The sequence below is a fragment of the Myxococcales bacterium genome (assembly GCA_016706225.1).
In the GTDB taxonomy this organism is placed as follows: Bacteria; Myxococcota_A; Polyangia; order Polyangiales; family Polyangiaceae; genus JADJKB01.
Genome location: JADJKB010000012.1, coordinates 262,935 through 278,894 on the forward strand (window position 1 = coordinate 262,935; position 15,960 = coordinate 278,894).

At 67.0% G+C, this 15,960-nt stretch carries 20 protein-coding genes and 1 pseudogene; 3 read left to right on the top strand and 18 right to left on the bottom strand.

The features are described 5' to 3' along the window. The first annotated feature begins 40 nt into the window (after nucleotides 1–40). Nucleotides 41–1,120: a hypothetical protein gene (locus tag IPI67_20970; GenBank protein ID MBK7582656.1), complete on the top strand. Its 1,080-nt coding sequence runs from the start codon at nucleotides 41–43 to the stop codon at nucleotides 1,118–1,120. Nucleotides 1,121–1,348: 228 nt separating this feature from the next. On the opposite strand, the gene IPI67_20975 is transcribed toward IPI67_20970, so the two are convergent. The 5 genes from IPI67_20975 to IPI67_20995 all read right to left on the bottom strand — a co-directional run bounded on the left by IPI67_20975 (nucleotide 1,349) and on the right by IPI67_20995 (nucleotide 4,145). Continuing rightward, nucleotides 1,349–1,657: a hypothetical protein gene (locus IPI67_20975; protein ID MBK7582657.1), complete on the bottom strand. Its 309-nt coding sequence runs from the start codon at nucleotides 1,655–1,657 to the stop codon at nucleotides 1,349–1,351. After that, nucleotides 1,650–1,889 carry an addiction module protein gene (locus tag IPI67_20980; protein ID MBK7582658.1) on the bottom strand — a complete coding sequence of 80 codons (240 nt, stop codon included), beginning with the start codon at nucleotides 1,887–1,889 and terminating at the stop codon, nucleotides 1,650–1,652. Before IPI67_20980 ends, IPI67_20975 begins: the two co-directional genes overlap by 8 nt. 242 nt (nucleotides 1,890–2,131) lie before the next feature. Further along, nucleotides 2,132–2,611, bottom strand: a complete 480-nt coding sequence (locus tag IPI67_20985; protein ID MBK7582659.1) for a hypothetical protein — start codon at nucleotides 2,609–2,611, stop codon at nucleotides 2,132–2,134. 1,112 nt (nucleotides 2,612–3,723) lie between these two features. Beyond that, the gene (locus IPI67_20990; GenBank protein MBK7582660.1) at nucleotides 3,724–3,936 is read right to left on the bottom strand and encodes a type II toxin-antitoxin system HicA family toxin; all 213 of its coding nucleotides are present in this window, start codon (nucleotides 3,934–3,936) and stop codon (nucleotides 3,724–3,726) included. Nucleotides 3,937–3,938: 2 nt separating this feature from the next. Beyond that, nucleotides 3,939–4,145: a type II toxin-antitoxin system HicB family antitoxin gene (locus IPI67_20995; GenBank protein MBK7582661.1), complete on the bottom strand. Its 207-nt coding sequence runs from the start codon at nucleotides 4,143–4,145 to the stop codon at nucleotides 3,939–3,941. Nucleotides 4,146–4,697: 552 nt separating this feature from the next. Here IPI67_20995 and IPI67_21000 point away from each other — a divergent pair. Beyond that, nucleotides 4,698–4,925, top strand: a complete 228-nt coding sequence (locus IPI67_21000) for a hypothetical protein (protein ID MBK7582662.1) — start codon at nucleotides 4,698–4,700, stop codon at nucleotides 4,923–4,925. 220 nt (nucleotides 4,926–5,145) lie between these two features. On the opposite strand, the gene IPI67_21005 is transcribed toward IPI67_21000, so the two are convergent. The 11 genes and pseudogenes from IPI67_21005 to IPI67_21055 form a co-directional block, all read right to left on the bottom strand. Further along, complete coding sequence (locus IPI67_21005) at nucleotides 5,146–5,955, bottom strand: hypothetical protein (protein MBK7582663.1); 810 nt, start codon at nucleotides 5,953–5,955, stop codon at nucleotides 5,146–5,148. Nucleotides 5,956–6,999: 1,044 nt separating this feature from the next. Next, nucleotides 7,000–7,599 carry a DMP19 family protein gene (locus IPI67_21010; protein MBK7582664.1) on the bottom strand — a complete coding sequence of 200 codons (600 nt, stop codon included), beginning with the start codon at nucleotides 7,597–7,599 and terminating at the stop codon, nucleotides 7,000–7,002. 192 nt (nucleotides 7,600–7,791) lie between these two features. Beyond that, nucleotides 7,792–8,079: a hypothetical protein gene (locus IPI67_21015; GenBank protein MBK7582665.1), complete on the bottom strand. Its 288-nt coding sequence runs from the start codon at nucleotides 8,077–8,079 to the stop codon at nucleotides 7,792–7,794. Nucleotides 8,080–8,738: 659 nt separating this feature from the next. Beyond that, nucleotides 8,739–9,080, bottom strand: coding sequence for a hypothetical protein (locus tag IPI67_21020; protein MBK7582666.1), 342 nt, complete (start codon nucleotides 9,078–9,080; stop codon nucleotides 8,739–8,741). Nucleotides 9,081–9,321: 241 nt separating this feature from the next. Further along, nucleotides 9,322–9,588: pseudogene (locus IPI67_21025) on the bottom strand (tyrosine-type recombinase/integrase). A 952-nt stretch (nucleotides 9,589–10,540) separates the two neighbouring features. Continuing rightward, on the bottom strand, nucleotides 10,541–11,233 hold the full coding sequence (locus tag IPI67_21030) for a hypothetical protein (protein MBK7582667.1): 693 nt from the start codon (nucleotides 11,231–11,233) through the stop codon (nucleotides 10,541–10,543). 159 nt (nucleotides 11,234–11,392) lie between these two features. Next, nucleotides 11,393–11,662 carry a hypothetical protein gene (locus tag IPI67_21035; GenBank protein ID MBK7582668.1) on the bottom strand — a complete coding sequence of 90 codons (270 nt, stop codon included), beginning with the start codon at nucleotides 11,660–11,662 and terminating at the stop codon, nucleotides 11,393–11,395. A 14-nt stretch (nucleotides 11,663–11,676) separates the two neighbouring features. Further along, nucleotides 11,677–11,976, bottom strand: coding sequence for a hypothetical protein (locus IPI67_21040; GenBank protein ID MBK7582669.1), 300 nt, complete (start codon nucleotides 11,974–11,976; stop codon nucleotides 11,677–11,679). Nucleotides 11,977–12,085: 109 nt separating this feature from the next. After that, nucleotides 12,086–12,655 (bottom strand): hypothetical protein, encoded by a 570-nt coding sequence (locus tag IPI67_21045; protein ID MBK7582670.1) that lies wholly within the window; start codon nucleotides 12,653–12,655, stop codon nucleotides 12,086–12,088. After that, nucleotides 12,630–12,932, bottom strand: a complete 303-nt coding sequence (locus IPI67_21050) for a hypothetical protein (GenBank protein ID MBK7582671.1) — start codon at nucleotides 12,930–12,932, stop codon at nucleotides 12,630–12,632. The genes IPI67_21045 and IPI67_21050 overlap by 26 nt, the downstream gene beginning before the upstream one ends. A gap of 195 nt (nucleotides 12,933–13,127) precedes the next feature. Continuing rightward, complete coding sequence (locus IPI67_21055; protein MBK7582672.1) at nucleotides 13,128–13,751, bottom strand: hypothetical protein; 624 nt, start codon at nucleotides 13,749–13,751, stop codon at nucleotides 13,128–13,130. Nucleotides 13,752–14,001: 250 nt separating this feature from the next. Here IPI67_21055 and IPI67_21060 point away from each other — a divergent pair, with 250 nt between their 5' ends. Further along, the gene (locus tag IPI67_21060) at nucleotides 14,002–14,208 is read left to right on the top strand and encodes a hypothetical protein (protein ID MBK7582673.1); all 207 of its coding nucleotides are present in this window, start codon (nucleotides 14,002–14,004) and stop codon (nucleotides 14,206–14,208) included. 497 nt (nucleotides 14,209–14,705) lie between these two features. Here the strand turns inward: IPI67_21060 and IPI67_21065 are convergent, their stop codons facing one another. Continuing rightward, nucleotides 14,706–14,966 (bottom strand): hypothetical protein, encoded by a 261-nt coding sequence (locus IPI67_21065; protein ID MBK7582674.1) that lies wholly within the window; start codon nucleotides 14,964–14,966, stop codon nucleotides 14,706–14,708. Nucleotides 14,967–14,974: 8 nt separating this feature from the next. Next, entirely contained in the window at nucleotides 14,975–15,412 is a 438-nt protein-coding gene (locus IPI67_21070; protein MBK7582675.1) for a prolipoprotein diacylglyceryl transferase, read from the bottom strand. Nucleotides 15,413–15,960 lie beyond the last annotated feature (548 nt).

Consider the following 15,960-nt stretch of genomic DNA (forward strand, 5'->3'; position numbering starts at 1 on the left):
CTCGCTGCCCGCCGCGATCCACGCTAGGGTTCTGAACATCATGATGCGCGGGGGCATCTTCGTAGTCTTCTCGGTTGCGGTGTCGGCAGCTTCCTGTGGAGGCAACGCCGATGAAACCGGCGGCACGGGGGGCGCGACAGGGGGGAGTGCGGGTTCAACCGGCGGAGCGGGCGCTGGAGCCGGCGGCACATCGGGCTCCGGGGGTGCGGCCGCCGACGGCGGCGGCTCGGGGGGGACTGGAAGCACGAGCGACGGCGGGGGCGCTGCGGGCGCGGCCGGCGCCGCAGGCGCGGCCGGAGGCGGCGGGCTCGTCGACGCGTGTACCCTGCTCGCGAAAGCAGCGTGCGAGAAGGTCGCCACTTGCATGCCGGTGGTCGCGAGCCTGTTCAAAGACCCAAACTGCGAGGCCGACGGTGTGGTGGGGTGCCTGCACGCCTCGGCGCTTCCCGGTAGCAACGTGACGTCATCCGGTCTCCTGTCCTGCGCACAGACGGCACTGGCCGCGACATGCGACGAGTTCTGGTATGGCGGAACAAGTTTCGTCGGCGTCCCCGGCCTGGCGAGTTGCTTCCCGCCTGGCAACCTGACCGCGGGCGCCAAGTGCGCAACGGGGACCCAGTGTTCGAGCGGCGGATGCGCGATTGGGGCGAGTGGTTGCGGCAAGTGCGTGCCTGGGCCCGGTGACGCGTGTAGCGGCTACTGTTCTGGCGGCTCATGGTGCCAGGGCGGCACGTGCGTCGCCTCAAAGCAGTTGAACGCGTCCTGCAATGTCACCGCCGAGTGCGGGTACGGTCTGATGTGCACGGCAGGGAAGTGCATCAAGGCAGGGGGCGTCGGCGCGACGTGCACGGGCCTTCAAGACTGTGACCCATTTCAGGGAGCGCGCTGCGTAGGTTCAACGTGCGTGGCGATCCAGCTTCACGGAAGCGGAGAAAGCTGCGGCGGCGCTGGGGTCTACTGCGTGGCGGGTACAAATTGCGCCCTGAGCGGCTCGTCCGGCACCTGCATGCCCCAGCCCAACAAGGGCGAACCGTGCTCGCTCTCGGGTCCCACCTGCAACCCACCCTACGAGTGCGTGAACGGAGTCTGTGCGCTGCGCGACCCGGCAACCTGTCCCTGACGACGGGCGTCGCTTGCGGTCGTCGGTGTCGAGAAGGTCCGAGAACTCATCCGCTGCATAACGAGACACACGTTCACCCGCGAACGCCGAGCGTCAAGTCGACAGTCGGCAAGGCGCTGCAGACGCGGGCGAGTGCCGCATCAGTATGGTCGCCCGCGGAAGCGGAACGGACGGTGAAGTCGGCAGGGCCGGCGTTCGGCGGGTGCAACGTGAGTTATGCGGGGCCGGTCACCTGACCTCTTCGAGTCTATCGATCCAATACAGCGGCTCCTGGCTGCCCAAGAACGCGACGACCACGACGCGCGGATCAGTGACGTAGATGACCGACAGGGGGAACGTGCGCAGAACGACATGCCGAACGCCGGGAGGGACGCCCTCCAGCACCCAAGGCGGGCCGAGCAGGGGAGACTCGTCGAGCAGCCGGAAGATGTCCTCGGCTTCGTCGATGAAGCGGGAGCCGTAGCCGGACCGCCTCTCCTCGTACCAGACAGCGTTCGCGGCGAGCTCACGCGAGGCCGCGTCGAGGACTTCAGGCACGGCGAGCAGCCACTGCGGCTCGAGCCATCGAGAGCGCGTCCCGTGCGGAGACGGTCTTCGCGGTGCCGTCACGAAGGCGCTCGACCCGCCGCGCAATTTCTCCAACCCAAGCGTCGTGAGCAGACGGCGCTGGTGTCGGGGTCAGGCTCTCGGCCAGCCGCAGGGCAAGCTGAGCGCGCTCGTCGTCGGGAAGCTCGAGCGCTTCCGCGAGAATGAGGTCGATGCGAGACATCGCACCAAGCGTACCACGCCGTGCCGGTGGGCAAGTCGGGCGTCGACGTTCGAGCTGAAAGTACGCGACGTCTCTTCGCAGCCGCATAACGAGACACACGTTCACCCGCGAACGCCGAGCGTCAAGTCGTCAATCGGCGAGGCGCTACAGACGCGGGCGAGTGCCGCATCAGAGTGGTCGCCCGCGGAAGCGGAACGGACGGTGAAGTCGGCAAGACCGGCGTTCGGCGGGTGCAACGTGAGTTAGACGGTGCCGGCTGGAAGCCAGCCGATTCCGCCGCACCTGCAGACCACATTGTCGAACGGGCCAGGCACGCCCCCGATCGTGCCGGTGCCCCCGCAGTCGTCGCATGTCCTGGCGTCTGTCGACCGGTCCGGAATCAGGCTCTTGAGCTGCGGGTACCGTTTCGCACCTTGGACAAGCGCGCTGTTGATCCAGATGGCGCCATCCAGAGGTCGGACGCCAGGCCACTCGCCTTCCGTCGACCATCGCACCAGGTCGCCGTCGGGGCGAATGGCGAAGGTCTCGGTCCACCCGATGTAGAGTGGCAGAGCCTGGTTGGTGCGAACGTACTCGGTTTGCCACTGAAGCTCTTGGGGCGCTTCGGTTTTGAAGCGCGCGATCCGCTCAGCGATGAACTCTCGGGCTTCGGGTTCTACGCTGATGCGCGGCATCGCAATCCGTCTAACGAGAGCGCGTTCACCCGCGAACGCGAGGAACATCGTAGCAGACAGCGCGGCGTTTTCGCAGGCCGGCGCAAGCCGTAGACAGAGAGAGCGCCGGCCGTCGCGGAACGGACGGTGAAGTCGGCAAGACCCGCGTTCGGCGGGTGCAACGCGAGTTATACCGTGGTGGAACCACGGTTGTTCGGGGAGCGGAGACCGTGAGCGCCAACGTGCGGCGCGGCGCCGTGATCTCGGAGCTCGCTGCCAGCTCGCCCGCCTTCCGCTGATCGGCTCCAGTCGGCAAGGCGTTGGCGTCTTGGGCGCGGCGACGGGTGCTCAACAGTCGGCTCGTCCTCGAGCGCGAGCGCGGTCGGGGTCGTCATGGCGCGACCGGATGCATGGGAGACTTTTCGAGCGCAACAGCCGGCTCAGCGCTGCGGGCTCAGCCGCGATGGGCTGGAAGCGGAGGAACTCTGAGACCGCAAAGACAGTCGGCAAGGCGCCGGTGATTTCGCGTGATCGTTCCCGTCGAAATACACCGGTATAACGAGACACACGTTCACCCGCGAACGCCGAGCGTCAAGTCGTCAGTCGGCAAGGCGCGACAGACGCGGGCGAGTGCCGCATCAGTCTGGTCGCCCGCGGGCGCGGAACGAACGTGGAAGTCGGCAAGACTGGCGTTCGGCGGGTGCAACGTGAGTTAGGCGGCCCTTGTCATCGGGGACAAAACATCTGACATCTGACGGTGAACTCCGATTCCCACATGCAGGTGGTGTAGTCGCTCTTGCAGTACTGAGCGCAGACTGAGTCCTGGCGCCACTCGCGCACAGCTGAAAAACCGGTGATCGCCGCGTCCGGCGTCACGACATAGGTGGGGCACGGGCCGCCTTGCGGACCGACGGAGCTGCATGCTGTGAGCGACAGAACAAGCAGGGCGTGCAGCATGCGTAACGACGGGCGATCAACGCCGGGGCGAGCTTTGGTGCACGTCATGAGTCCGCCTAACGAGACACACGTTCACCCGCGAACGCCGAGCGTCAAGTCGTCAGTCGGCAAGGCGCAACAGACGCGGGCGAGTGCCGCATCGAATTGTTCGCCCGCGGAAGCGGAACGGACGGTGAAGTCGGCAGGGCCGGCGTTCGGCGGGTGCAACGTGAGTTAGGCGGCGCTCACAAGTCGCTCGGAGCGAGCCCAGTGTGCTTCGCGATTCGCGCAAGCATGCGAGGACCAACCTCGTCGCCATCATGAAAAGCGAAGACGAAATTGGGGAAACCGTCACGGCCGAGGACTCTGTGGGACCCACGTTGGCGCAACACGCGCCAGCCGATGCGCAGGAGAGCTGCCAACACTGCGCTGGCCTTCGCCGAACCCCAATCCGGCATGTCTACGCCGCGAACGAGACAGTGGTCAGCGAAGAAGCTTCGAGCTCCCCGGCCTCGATTCGATCTGCAAGGACCCTGAGAGCCAGAGCGCGTGCGAGCTGGGTGGCTTTGGATCGTGACTCTGCGTAGACCATGACGCCCGGCAGCTCAGGGATCTCCGCCAACCAACGGCCATCGGCCTCTTGCTCGAGTTCAACCGTGAGCGTCATTCGGACCGGTTGAGTCTGCCACGAGCCAAAGAGAGATCCAAATCCTGAGGGGAGCCGAGAGCTCGGTCTGCCATCACGCCTGGGACCGGGGCGCATGATTAGCCCTTGCGAAGACTGCTGCGGAGCAGTCGTGCCGACGCTCGGGTTTCTGCCGTCCGCCTAACGAATTTGCGCTCAGCAGCGAGCGCCGGAGAACATCGTAGCAGACAGCGAGGCGCCGCAGAGGCGGGCGAGTGCCGAAGACAGAGTGGTCGCCCGCCGCCGCGGAACGGACGGTGAAACTCGCCTGACCGGCGCTCGTCTGCTGCAGCGTCAAGTTAGACAGCGGTACGGGCGACGGCGCTTTGGCGTACTGTTGCTCGAGTGACCAGGTGGAGTTGGCTGCCGATACTTGGGATCGGCGTCGCGGGGGCATGCGCGGGTGAGCGAGAGACCGCTCCTTCCCCCCGGCCTCCACACATCGCCAGGCCGCTGCCGCGCGCGAATGACCCGCCAAGCAGGCCACACCGAGGGGCGGACGTCGGCGTGTCCGGTGAAAGCGTGCAGGACGCGATGCCATCCGACGAAGGCCAACCGGACGACGGGCGGATCGCGAAGGAACAAGCCGCCTGCGATCCGGATGCGGGGATGCCCGGGCAGCTATCAGCGGTGGGGCAAAAGATGTTCAGAGCGAAGGAGTCGCTCAAGAAGAAGGTGGCGAACGGCACGGCGACTGAGTCGGAGCAGCGAATGTTGCGCGTGATCTGCCGAGAGTTCGCTGATGGTTGTTGTATGCACTGAGCGGTGAGCGCGCCGGTGTCATCTCCGGCTGTTTAACGAGACACACGTTCACCCGCGAACGCCGAGCGTCAAGTCGTCAGGCGGCAAGGCGCAACAGCCGCGGGCGAGTGCCGCATCAGAATGTGCGCCCGCGGAAGCGGAACGGACGGTGATGGAGGCAAGGCCGGCGTTCGGCGGGTGCAACGTGAGTTATGCGGCTCACGCGGCGAATCGGCGACCGCTAGTGCTCGTTCGCACGCGGACAACCCGCGAGCGCGATGAGCTGCGTCGCTAGGGATTGCAGCGCACCGTGTGACCTGGATACGAGGCGATGTTGCGGCGCGCGGCGGCATTCAAAGTAGTATTGCACACCGTCGTGACTAGGCGGTTCGGCGACATGAGCCGGCATCTGCCAGAACCCTGCGCGTGCGACGGCGTCTTCAAACCGCCTGAACTCTGCGAGATCGACACGCTTGAGTCGCCGCCAGGACAGCTGCCCCTCGGCGGGACGGCGCTCCACGACCTTGATCGTGACGATGGCCTCGGTGCCAAAGCGCACGATGCGGCCCATGCTCAAGGCGCCGAAGGACGGCGAGGTGACGAATCGGCAGCCATCGTGAACGAGTGCGGGCTCGTCAAAGGAAGCCAGCAGCTCTTCAGCCCGCTGCCTGAGTCGAGGGGAAACCGGGGACGCGCAATCACCTGCGGAGTTTGGGCCAGCGCAAACGTCGGCGAGGAGCGCTTCGCGAGGGATCCGGCTCGGGGGATAGAGGGGGTCGATCGGCACTGCGCTGGCAGCGGCAGTCTGGACCGGTTCCGAACGGTTGATGGTCAGAAGTTCCGTTGGGCAGATCGCACCGAAGTGCGCGGTCTCGAGTGGCGCGTGCGGCCTCGGCTGCGCGCATGCCATCGCAAGCAATGGAATGAGCGCGACCGCGACGCCCTGCTCGCTACCCATGCGGGCAAAGGTATCATGGCTAGGCAGGAGCCGACTCGCCGGGCCATGCGCCGAAGCGCTGGCTGTCGGCCGCATAACGACCATCGCGTTCACCCGCGAACGCGCGAGACCATCGTACCAGACCGCCGGGCGTTTTCGAGGCCGGCGCGTGCCGCAGAAAATTGGGCGCCGGCCGCCGCGGAACGGACGCTGAAGGCGGCAAGACCCGCGTTCGTCGGGTGGAACGCGAGTTATACCGTGCCACGGTGGTTCAGGGCGCGGAGCCGTGGGCGCCACCGTGCGGCGTGGCGCCGCGAGCTCGGAGCTCGGCGTCAGGTCGCCCGCCTTCTGCCGATGGGCTCCAGTCGGCAAGGCGTTGGTGGTCTTGGTTGCAGCGCGGCTCGTTCAACAGCCGGCTCGTTTTCGAGCGCGATCACGGTCGGGGTCGTCAAGGCGCCACCGGACGCGTGAGAGACGTTCGGCGTCAACCGCGGGCAGGGCGCCGGGGTCTTGGGCCGCGCTGGCTGTTCGAAGCGGAGGAACTCTGAAACCGCAAAGACAGTCGGCAAGGCGCCGTGGGTCTCGGGAGACACCGGTATAACGAGACACGCGTTCACCCGCGAACGCGCGAGATAATCGTAACAGAGCGCGGGGCATTTTCGAGGCCGGCGCGTGCCGTTGAAAATTGGGCGCCGGCCGCCGCGGGACGGACGGTGAAGTCGGCAAGGCGCGCGTTCGGCGGGTGGAACGCGAGTTATACCGTGGTGGAACCACGGTTGTTCGGGGCGCGGAGACCGTGAGCGCCACCGTGCAACACGGCGCCGTGATCTCGGAGTTCGGCGCCAGCTCGCGCGGCTTCTGTTCACCGCGCCACGGTCGGCAAGACGCGTGGGGTCGCGCGTGGCGCTTGGGCGAAGGACTCTGAGACCGCAGCGCGGCAAAGACAGTCGGCAAGGCGCCGTGGTCTTCGCGTGATCGTTTCCGGTCAGAAGACAGCGGTATAACGAGACACACGTTCACCCGCGAAACGCCGAGCGTCAAGTTGTCAGTCGGCAAGGCGCAACAGACGCGGGCGAGTGCCGCATCAGTTTGGTCGCCCGCGGAAGCGGAACGGACGGTGAAGTCGGCAAGACTGGCGTTCGGCGGGTGGAACGTGAGTTATGCGCCGTCCGTCGGAGTCAGGAGATGGTGCTCGTTGACGAAGCGCTCCATGAGCGCCCCCAGATCATCCGGGTCCTCCCAGAATTGCGCGTCCAGTGAATCGAGGACGGCGTTTTCGAGACTGAGCGTTCGAAGGTAGGTCCTGCGCTCCGCGATGTCGGTCGGCACCGGTGAGTCCCCAAAAAGGGCCTGCTTGGCCTGTGCGAGGAGTTGCGCTGATTGAGTCGCCCCGATGATTTGGAGGCCGCGAACCGCGTGCGCGTAGAAGGAACCGGAGCTGTTGAAGAAGTACTGATCGAAGCCGCCGTTGTAGACGTCGCCGTGAACGAGGCCGACGGCGTAGTACAGCTTCTCCGCTTCGGAGAGGGTCTCGAAGCCTGTCCCGGATGCGGAGTCATGGACTCTGCGGACCAGAGAAACCCAGAGCACACGGAGGGGGTCGGCCTCTCGGGCGGCGCGGCCTGCGGCCCACTCCTTGCCCGCATCGATCTGCGCGCGCGTTCCGTTCTTGCAGGGCATGCAAAGGCCGCCAGTTCGCGAAGCGGTCTCCACGAGGATCGCGGCGCCGCAAGTTGAGCAGGCAACCGTCTGTGCCATGGCGCGCCTCCTTCGGGCGTATAACGGCACACGCATTCACCCGCGAGCGCCGGAGACCAACATATCAGACCGCGGGGCGCTGCTCACGCGGGCGAGTGCCGAAGACAGAGTGGTCGCCCGCGGGCGCGGAACGGACGGTGAAACCCGCCATGGCCGGCGCTCGGCGGGTGAAATGCGAGTTAGACGGCTTCGCTACAGCAGGCTTCGCGCCTCGAGTTCATCGACGAAGCGCAGTTCGGGGAGCATGCAGACCATGTTGCCCCCGACTAAATAACGCGCGCCGACGGTGTCGCCCTGCTCGGTCCGCTCCAACTGGATGACGACGACGAGCGATGCCGCGCCGGCCTCGTCCGTGTGAACGGCAAGCGCGGGCAGGCCATGCGGATGGGTGAGAGGCTCACACGGCCCATCGACGTAGAAGACCGCGCGCCCGTCTCGGACGTCGTCTTCTGTCGCAACGCGGCCTACGAGCGACGGCACCGTCCTCCACGTCGACAACTCGATGGGCGCCCATGGATCTTGTGGCACTTCGCTGTCCGTCTAACGAGACACGCGTTCACCCGCGAACGCGAGGAACATCGTAGCAGACAGCGCGGCGTTTTCGCAGGCCGGCGCAAGCCGTAGACAGAGAGGGCGCCGGCCGCCGCGCGACGAACGCTGAAGTCAGCAGGACCCGCGTTCGGCGGGTGGAACGCGAGTTATACCGTGGTGGAACCACGGTTGTTCGTGGCGCGGAGACCGTGAGCGCCGCGCTGAAACACGACGCTGTGATCTCGGCGCTCGGGTGCCAGGTCGCGCGGCTTCTGTTCACCGCGCCACGGTCGACACGACGCGCGGGGTCGCGCGTGGCGCTTGGGCGAAGAACTCTGGGACCGCAGCGCGGCAAAGACAGTCGACAAGGCGCTGTGATCTTGCGTGATCGTTTCCGGTCAGAAGACAGCGGTATAACGGAACCACGTTCACCCGCGAACGCCAAGCGTCAAGTCGTCAGTCGGCAAGGCGCAACAGACGCGGGCGAGTGCCGCATCAGAATGGTCGCCCGCGGAAGCGGAACGGACGGTGAAGCCGGCAAGGCCGGCGTTCGGCGGGTGCAACGTGAGTTAGACAGCGCAGGTCACAAGCGCTTGCGAGGACAGACGCTAGATCATCGGCACGAGTTCATCGAGCTTCGCACGGAGCAGGTCATACGCTTCCGGAGGCATCGTCTTGCGCCATGACTCGTCAGCAAACTTGGTGAAACCGTCGTACACAACAAAGCGCGTCAGAAAGGCTGGGAGCACGAATGCGCGCACCCCGACAACAAGGCTGGCGTCATCGATCGGCGCGGCCACGGCGGCGAGACCAACGGAGCGGGAACGAAACGGACGGGTCCACTTCGAAGGAACGATCGCAAGCTTCGCCAGATCGCCGAATGCCAATTTGCGGAGTCGGTGCGTCTCTTGGTAACACCACAGTCTCGCCGCCTCGGTAACGTCCTCCATGTCGGCGCCCGGCTGTTTAACTAATATTCTACTGCGACTTGGGCGGGATAGCACCTCCGCTTGTTGGACCACCTCCCCCTCTTGGTCCCCTTGGGCCGCGTGGGGGGCCGTTGTTATGCGTCGCGGGGTAGCGGGATAATTGGTGCTGGGGTGGGGCGAGGAGGGGGGTGGGGCCGGCTAGGCGTCCGGTAACCGAGAGCTGGTCGAGGGGGCTGGTGACGCCGCGGCCGCCGCGGTTCAAGACGTGCGTGTAGATCATCGTCGTGCTCACGTCGTGGTGGCCGAGTAGCTCCTGGATGGTCCGGATGTCGTAGCCCGCCTCGAGCAGGTGCGTCGCGAACGAATGGCGGAGCGTGTGGCAGCTCACGGACTTGGAAAGACGGGCTGCAAGGCCCGCGCGACGCACCGCGCGCTGTAACACCGTCTGGTGCGTGTGATGGCGCCGACGCTCTGCCGTGTCGCCGTCCGTGTAGCGACGTTCCGCGGGAAAAGCCACTGCCAGCCCCACTCACGATTGGCATTCGGGTACTTCTGGCGAAGCGCGTCGGGCAGCTCGACCGTGCCGAGGCCGTCGCGCAAATCGGCCTCGTGCTGCGCTCTCATCGCCGTGAGGTGATGTATCAGCGGCTCGACCAGCGTGGCAGGGAGGGTCGTGACGCGGTCCTTCTTTCCCTTCCCGCGTCGCACCACGATTTCATGTCGGATCAGATCGACGTCCTTGATCCGTAGACTGACACACTCGGATAGACGCAGCCCGGCACCGTACAGCAGCGAGGCCATCAGCCATGGCCGCCCCTCGAGCCGCGCGAGCACCGCAGCGACCTCCGCGTGAGAGAGCACCACCGGGAGCCGCGCCGGGCGCTTCGCACGTACGACCTCGTCGAACGCCGCGAGCGGCCGGCCGAGCACCTCGGCGTAGAGGAAGAGCAGCGCGGCCGCCGCCTGGTTCTGCGTCGACGCACTGACGCCGCGTTGTGTCGCGAGGTGCGTCAGGAACGCGGACACGTGCGTCGCGTCGAGGAGCTCGGGGTGCTGCCGCTGGTGATGCAGAATGTAGCGGCGAGTCCAGCCCGAGTAGGCCTTCGCCGTGCGTGGGCTGTAACCTCGTGAACGGAGCGTCTCGCGAACGCGCTCGAGTAGCTTCGGCTTGGCGGGGACCACGCCGGCGAATGTGCAGGGAGCATGCCGCTGCGCGGCGGGTCGAAATCAGCGGATCCGCCGCCCGCCTCCCACCGGCGAAGCGCGGCCGCCGGCGAACGCCGCCGACGCGGGCCGCCGTGTGGTCGGTGCTCGACGAGCAGCGTGCCTCGACCCGTCCGCGGAACCGCAGAGAGCCTGTTTTCGCGTTCTCACGGGCACAAAAAAACCTGTCCCCTCCATTCGCGCGTCAGCGCGAATCTGGAGGGGACCGACGGCGCGCAGCCGCGCTCAGGCGCGGCGAGCACCGGCGAGGGGTGGCATCACTTTTCGTAGAGCTGCGCTGCCGCGATGCCGGAGCCGCCTGCGACCTCGAGGATCAGCTTGACGGGCACTGCCATCGGGAAGGCGTTCTTGTAGCAGTTCGGCTTCTTGCCGAGCACCGCCTGCGTGCCAGTGTCTTGATCCGTCGCGAGCACCATCGCGGAGCCCGGAATGGGCGTGACCGCGACGAACTTCACGTTGACCTCGCTGACCGGCGGAAGACCGGACGCGACCACGGTGTAACACTTGCCCGGCTGCAGCTGGATCTGCGACTCGAGCGTCTGGCCTTGCTGGAACTGACCCGCGAGCGCCGAACCCACCGGCTTGCTGCCGGCAACCGCTTGCTGCGTCGCCATCTGGTTCAACACCTGCGTCGCGGCACCCGCGAGCGTGGGATCCATCGGCGTCGCTGCGCCGCCTGCCGCCGGCGCGGGGCCGGGTGCGGGACCGGGCGCCGGACCCGGAGCTGGACCGGGCGCGGGACCGGGCTGCGGCTGTCCGTAGGGCGCCGGCTGCTGGCCGTAACCCGGCTGGCCTGGCTGCGGCTGCTGGCCGTAACCCGGCTGCTGACCGTAAGGCTGTCCGCCTTGCTGGTAACCAGCGGTCTGCGCGTCCTCGTCCTTCTTCTTGCAACCCACGACGCCCGCCACCACGACTGCGCCAACAACACCAAAGATAATCGCGTTTCGCATGACAACTCCTAGCTCGGGCCTCGTACGCGCTGATTTCGCACGCGCGGCGACTCGGGCCGCGGAAGGCTGCACAATTAGACGGGCGGCGGGGTAAAGCTCGTCACGCAACCGGCGGATCCCGGTGAAATTTAGCGGAAAGTGCCGGAAAGTGCCGGGAAACTAGGGGAAGGTGACGGCTCCGGACCCGCGATCGACCGCCCCGCTGTGCTCGGTTTTGGGGGCCCCGGCGCTGGCCGCGAAGACCGGAAAGCTCCAGGTTGCTTCGTCCGCAGCCGGTGGCGCGTTGCTCGGGAGGCCGTACGTGTCGGCCCCATCGACGTCCACGAAGATGCCGATCGTCGGTTTGTCGTCCCGCGCGGTGAAGGGTGCGCCATGGCCGAGGGACGCGCAGCCGTAGGTGTTGTTGCCCGCAGGCGTGTACTTGTCCACGCCTCCCAGGTTGATCAGCGCGCCGACACCTTGTGAGTTGCCACAACCGAGCGAGAGGCCCGGTGCCGGTACTCGTCGTTGCCGCCTTCGTCGATCTGCAACGAGCCCGAGAAGTCGTGCCCGACTCCGATGCTGGTCGCGCGGATCGGAAACCCTTTGTTGTACAGGTCGTCGCCGGCGTGATCGAAGTGAAAGCCGAGGGCGAAGTGTGCACTCGCGCCCTGCACGTACCAGAGCCCTTCGTAGGTGTCGTTGCCCGCCTTGTCGAGCAGGAGTCCGAACCCCAGCCAGTAACCCGCGCCCTGCGCGAACACACACTCGCCGTGTACTTGTCGGTGCCCGCGCGGTCGTAGAGCACACCGTGCCCGCCACCCATGTTGATGCCTTTGGTGTCGTCGCGCCGACCGAAGCCGGAGCCCTGGCTCATGCTGGTGTTGCCTTCGCCGGGCAGCTGCGCGGAGGCGTACAGCGGGTCGCCGCCGCGACCGGATCACCGGGATCCGCGAAGTACACGTCGTCGCCGCCGCCCTCCGCCAAGACACCCACACCCTGCACGTAACCGAAGCCCTGGGACGCGAAGAACGTGCGGTATTCGTCCTTGCCGCTGCGATCGACGAGCGCACCAATGCCCCACAGGGCCGAGCCCTGACTGGTGCTCTCGGCGACGTACTTGTCGTCGCCGCCGTCGTCGAACAGCACGCCAACACCAACGGAGCCCGCGCCCTGCGAGAGCGCGAGGGAAGCGTACGTGTCGTTGCCCGCGCCGCGGTCCCAGAGCAGGCCGATGCCGAGCACGCCGCTGCCCTGGCGACCGACCCGTGACAGGGTCTGACCCTGGACGCCGAACTGAACGGCGCGCCCCGCGGCGTCGGACGGGGGTCGGGTCGGTGCATCGTTTCCATCCGCGACGATCTCGTAGCCGTACTTGTCGTTACCGCCGAGATCGATCGCGAGGGAGACCGGGACGTCACGCCGACCCGCGCCGACGGGCACCTCGTAGGTGTCGTCGCCACCGACGTCGAGCAGGAGCGCGCTCCGTTCGGCGAAGTCTCACCGGAGACGTACTGGTCGGCGCCAGGCCCACCGAGCACGATGGCGCAATGGGTGTGTCGATGGCGACAGCGGGCAGCGGTTTTCCGGCGAAAGCCTCGAGCTTGGCTTGCTCGACCGCGCGCGCGACGAGGGCCGCCGCGGCGGAGATGCGCGGCTGATCGAGCTTGCCGAGCAGCGCGACCTGGGTCTTGTCGACGATCCAGGCCGAGGTCGGCACGATCACGCGAATCCGTGCGCCAGCTCCAGCCAATCGAGCTCGTCGCTCTGGGTGGTGCCGACCGCGGCGATCATTTCGCTGGCCGCGTAGCTCAGCGCGGCGATCACGGGCACGAGGGCCTTCTGTAGCTCGAGCGGGACGCCAGCCGTCTTCCGCAGCGAACAGGCGGTGGTGATGTTGCGCCGTGGGCGCTCGTCAGCGCGGCAATGGCGGCGGCGAGCGGAGAATCATCGGCGGCGGCGGCGGCGAACCGCCTTCGAGCTTGGCGCACGCATCCAAGGCCTGGCCCCTTCTTGGTCGCGGCAGCGGGATCGCCCTCGACACTGCCTGTTCACCATCGAGCACAGCGTCGAGCTCGGTCTCCGTTGCCTTGACGAAGCCGGGCGCGCGCAAGAGTCCGAGGTGCAGCGGGCGGAAGATCGGCAGCTGGTACTTGTCGTCGGCGAAGATCGGCTTCCAGATCGCCATCGTTGCGTCCGAGAAACCGAAGCTGCAGCGATCGACGCCAGCCTGGGTCAGCGCCTCGTCGAGGGAGTCCGCGACGCCGGGTTTGGGCACCGGGCAGGTCGCGTCCCCGGGCCACGTTGGCGGTGGCGGCGATTTCCAAACACACCGGCGCGAGAGGGCAGCGGCGTCACCGGCATCCGATTGGGAGCCGGCCATGCCGCCGGTCCCGCTGCCCGCAGCGCCGCCCGTTCCGGCGTCGACCTTGGCGCTCTTGCCGCCGTCGTCACCCCCGCACGCCGCAAACACCAGGCCCAGCACCACGCTCACGCGCAGCAAGCCCCACCCGACGAGCATCGACCCCAGGCGCCTCACCCGCGGGAGCTTAGCGTGGAACCGGAGGGCGTCTACCGCTCCCCAGCTTGGGGGCGGAGCGTCGCTGCGGCAGAGGACAAATGCGCTAGCGTTGCAGCGTGCGCTTCGCTCTCATCACCGACCAGCACTTCGGGCCCAGGGCTCACTTCGCCGGCAAGCTGCGGTGAGCCACGGGCCAGTGCGCTGACCGCGCCTTCGTCGAACGCATGAACCGCGTCGACCGACCCGAGCTGGTGGAGAACCTGGGGACGTGGTCGAGGACGAAGTCGCTCACTGGACATGGAGCGATACCAGGAGTTCCTCGGCATCTTACTCGGCGCTCGATGCGCCGGTGATCCACGTCGCGGGCAATCACGATCTGATCTGCATGACCGAGGACGACCTCGCGCGGATGTGGAACCACGACGGCGCGCTGCACTACAGCCGCGGATTTTCGGGGTGCACTTCGCGGTGCTGAACACCTGGAGCAGAAGGACGTGTGTGTGCGGCTCCCCGAGTCCCAGCTCGAGTGGCTCGAGCGCGATCTCGCGACGGTGAAGGGGCCCGCGGTCGTGTTGATGCACCACCCGGCGAGCGAGCAAGATCTCACCGGAAATCGCTGGTTCGAGCGGGCGCCGCACATCTGCCGGGTGGCGGGCGGCGGAGGCTCAGGCGCATCATCGAGGCGAGCGGGAAGGTCGTTGCGGTCTTCAACGGGCACGCACACTGGAACCACCTCGACGTCATTCGCGGCATCCCGGTACGTCCACGCTGCAGAGCCTGACCGAGAACCTCGACGACGATGCGCCCGGCAGGCCCGCTGCGGCCTTCGCAGTGTGTGACCTCGAACCGCATCGCCTGAGCGTGAACCTCGGCGGCGCCGAAGCGCTGCACTATCAGTTCGAGGACTCGGCTGACCACGACCGTCGCGCGCGGGGGCGGCTCAGCGGGGGTTGGCGCACGGGCGTCGCATTGTCACGCGTCGTCGTCGCTCGGGGTCTCTTCGGGAGCGGGCGCGGCCTGCTTGCGCTTCTTGCGCTTCTTCTTGGCGGCCTTCTCGGCGGCGGGTTCATCCACCGCTGCTTCGTCCGGGTCGGCTGCTTTCGACTTGGTGGGCGCAGCGTCCCGCGTCCGCGTCGTCGTCCGCATCATCTTCTTCCACGACGGCGCCCGGGCCGGGCTCATAGCCGCTTCAGGGTGTTGTTTTGCTGCCTCTTCGAGCGCGTACCAGCCCACGGCCGCGGCTACTCGGTCAGAGTCCGATCCACTGCGAGGTGGACAGCTGCATCGACGACGACTGCGCGAAGCTGGCCGGTCGAAGCACGGAAATAGAGCGCGACCGCCGGCGCGATGGCGAGCAGCTCGGTGGCCCGGCGCAGCTTGAGGTTGTGCCAGCTCCTGGCCGGGCCCGAAATGTAGGCGGCGGCAAAAATCAGCAGCGACGCGGGCAGGAAGACGTGCACCGGAATGAACGGTCCGAACTCTCCGCGCTCGAGATCGTCCCGCATGACCTCCACGATGAAACGCAGAAAACCGTAGCCGAGGGTGAACGCGAGGAAGACCTGGCGCCAAGCGCTGGTGTTTCCGCACGACGAACGCCACGACGAGCAGCACCGCGCCAGCCAGCTTTCGTAGAGCTGGGTCGGGTACCAGCAGCGAGAGTCGGCGTCCGGCCAGGCCACGGTGGTTCACGTGTTGAATCCACGCGGGTGAGCCCGCGCCCTCGAGCAGCGTGCCCTCCGCCCAGCGCGCGGAAACGTACCCAGGCTCGTGAGCCACTTCGGCGCGCCGGCAGGCAGCGGCGTTCCGAAGTCGCAGCCGAACAGGTAGCAACCGATGCGGTGATCACGAGCCCGCCGCCAGGCCGGGCATGCGACGTCCGCCCACGGCAAGAGCCGGATGCGCTGGGAGCGGAGAGTAGATGAAAGGAACCCACGAAGCCGCGCCGAGGAAGCCGCCGTAGGCCAGGGCCGCCGCGCCGGGCGCAAACAGGTCGCGAAAACTCGCTGAACTCTTGCGGGTTCGTCTGCGACGTGAGCAACAGCGCGCCAACGAGCGCGGCCAGCGCGGTGACGAAGTAACAGTTGGCCATCTTGCCCGAGGCGAGCCGTCGCTCCGGCAGGCCGAGGTCAGGTACCAACCGACGACGATGGACAGGCAGAGCATCGCGCCGTCAGCTGTGGTGGGCAGCGGCGACAGGGTGACCTGGCCCCGGTAACTGAACGCGCTG

What these genes read in the sequence shown, in the direction of transcription:
- IPI67_20970 (MBK7582656.1), top strand. Translation starts at nt 41, where the DNA reads ATGATGCGCGGGGGCATCTTCGTAGTCTTCTCGGTTGCGGTGTCGGCA.
- IPI67_20980 (MBK7582658.1), bottom strand. Translation starts at nt 1,889, where the DNA reads ATGTCTCGCATCGACCTCATTCTCGCGGAAGCGCTCGAGCTTCCCGAC.
- IPI67_20985 (MBK7582659.1), bottom strand. Translation starts at nt 2,611, where the DNA reads ATGTTCCTCGCGTTCGCGGGTGAACGCGCTCTCGTTAGACGGATTGCG.
- IPI67_20990 (MBK7582660.1), bottom strand. Translation starts at nt 3,936, where the DNA reads ATGCCGGATTGGGGTTCGGCGAAGGCCAGCGCAGTGTTGGCAGCTCTC.
- IPI67_20995 (MBK7582661.1), bottom strand. Translation starts at nt 4,145, where the DNA reads ATGACGCTCACGGTTGAACTCGAGCAAGAGGCCGATGGCCGTTGGTTG.
- IPI67_21000 (MBK7582662.1), top strand. Translation starts at nt 4,698, where the DNA reads ATGCCATCCGACGAAGGCCAACCGGACGACGGGCGGATCGCGAAGGAA.
- IPI67_21010 (MBK7582664.1), bottom strand. Translation starts at nt 7,599, where the DNA reads ATGGCACAGACGGTTGCCTGCTCAACTTGCGGCGCCGCGATCCTCGTG.
- IPI67_21020 (MBK7582666.1), bottom strand. Translation starts at nt 9,080, where the DNA reads ATGGAGGACGTTACCGAGGCGGCGAGACTGTGGTGTTACCAAGAGACG.
- IPI67_21030 (MBK7582667.1), bottom strand. Translation starts at nt 11,233, where the DNA reads ATGCGAAACGCGATTATCTTTGGTGTTGTTGGCGCAGTCGTGGTGGCG.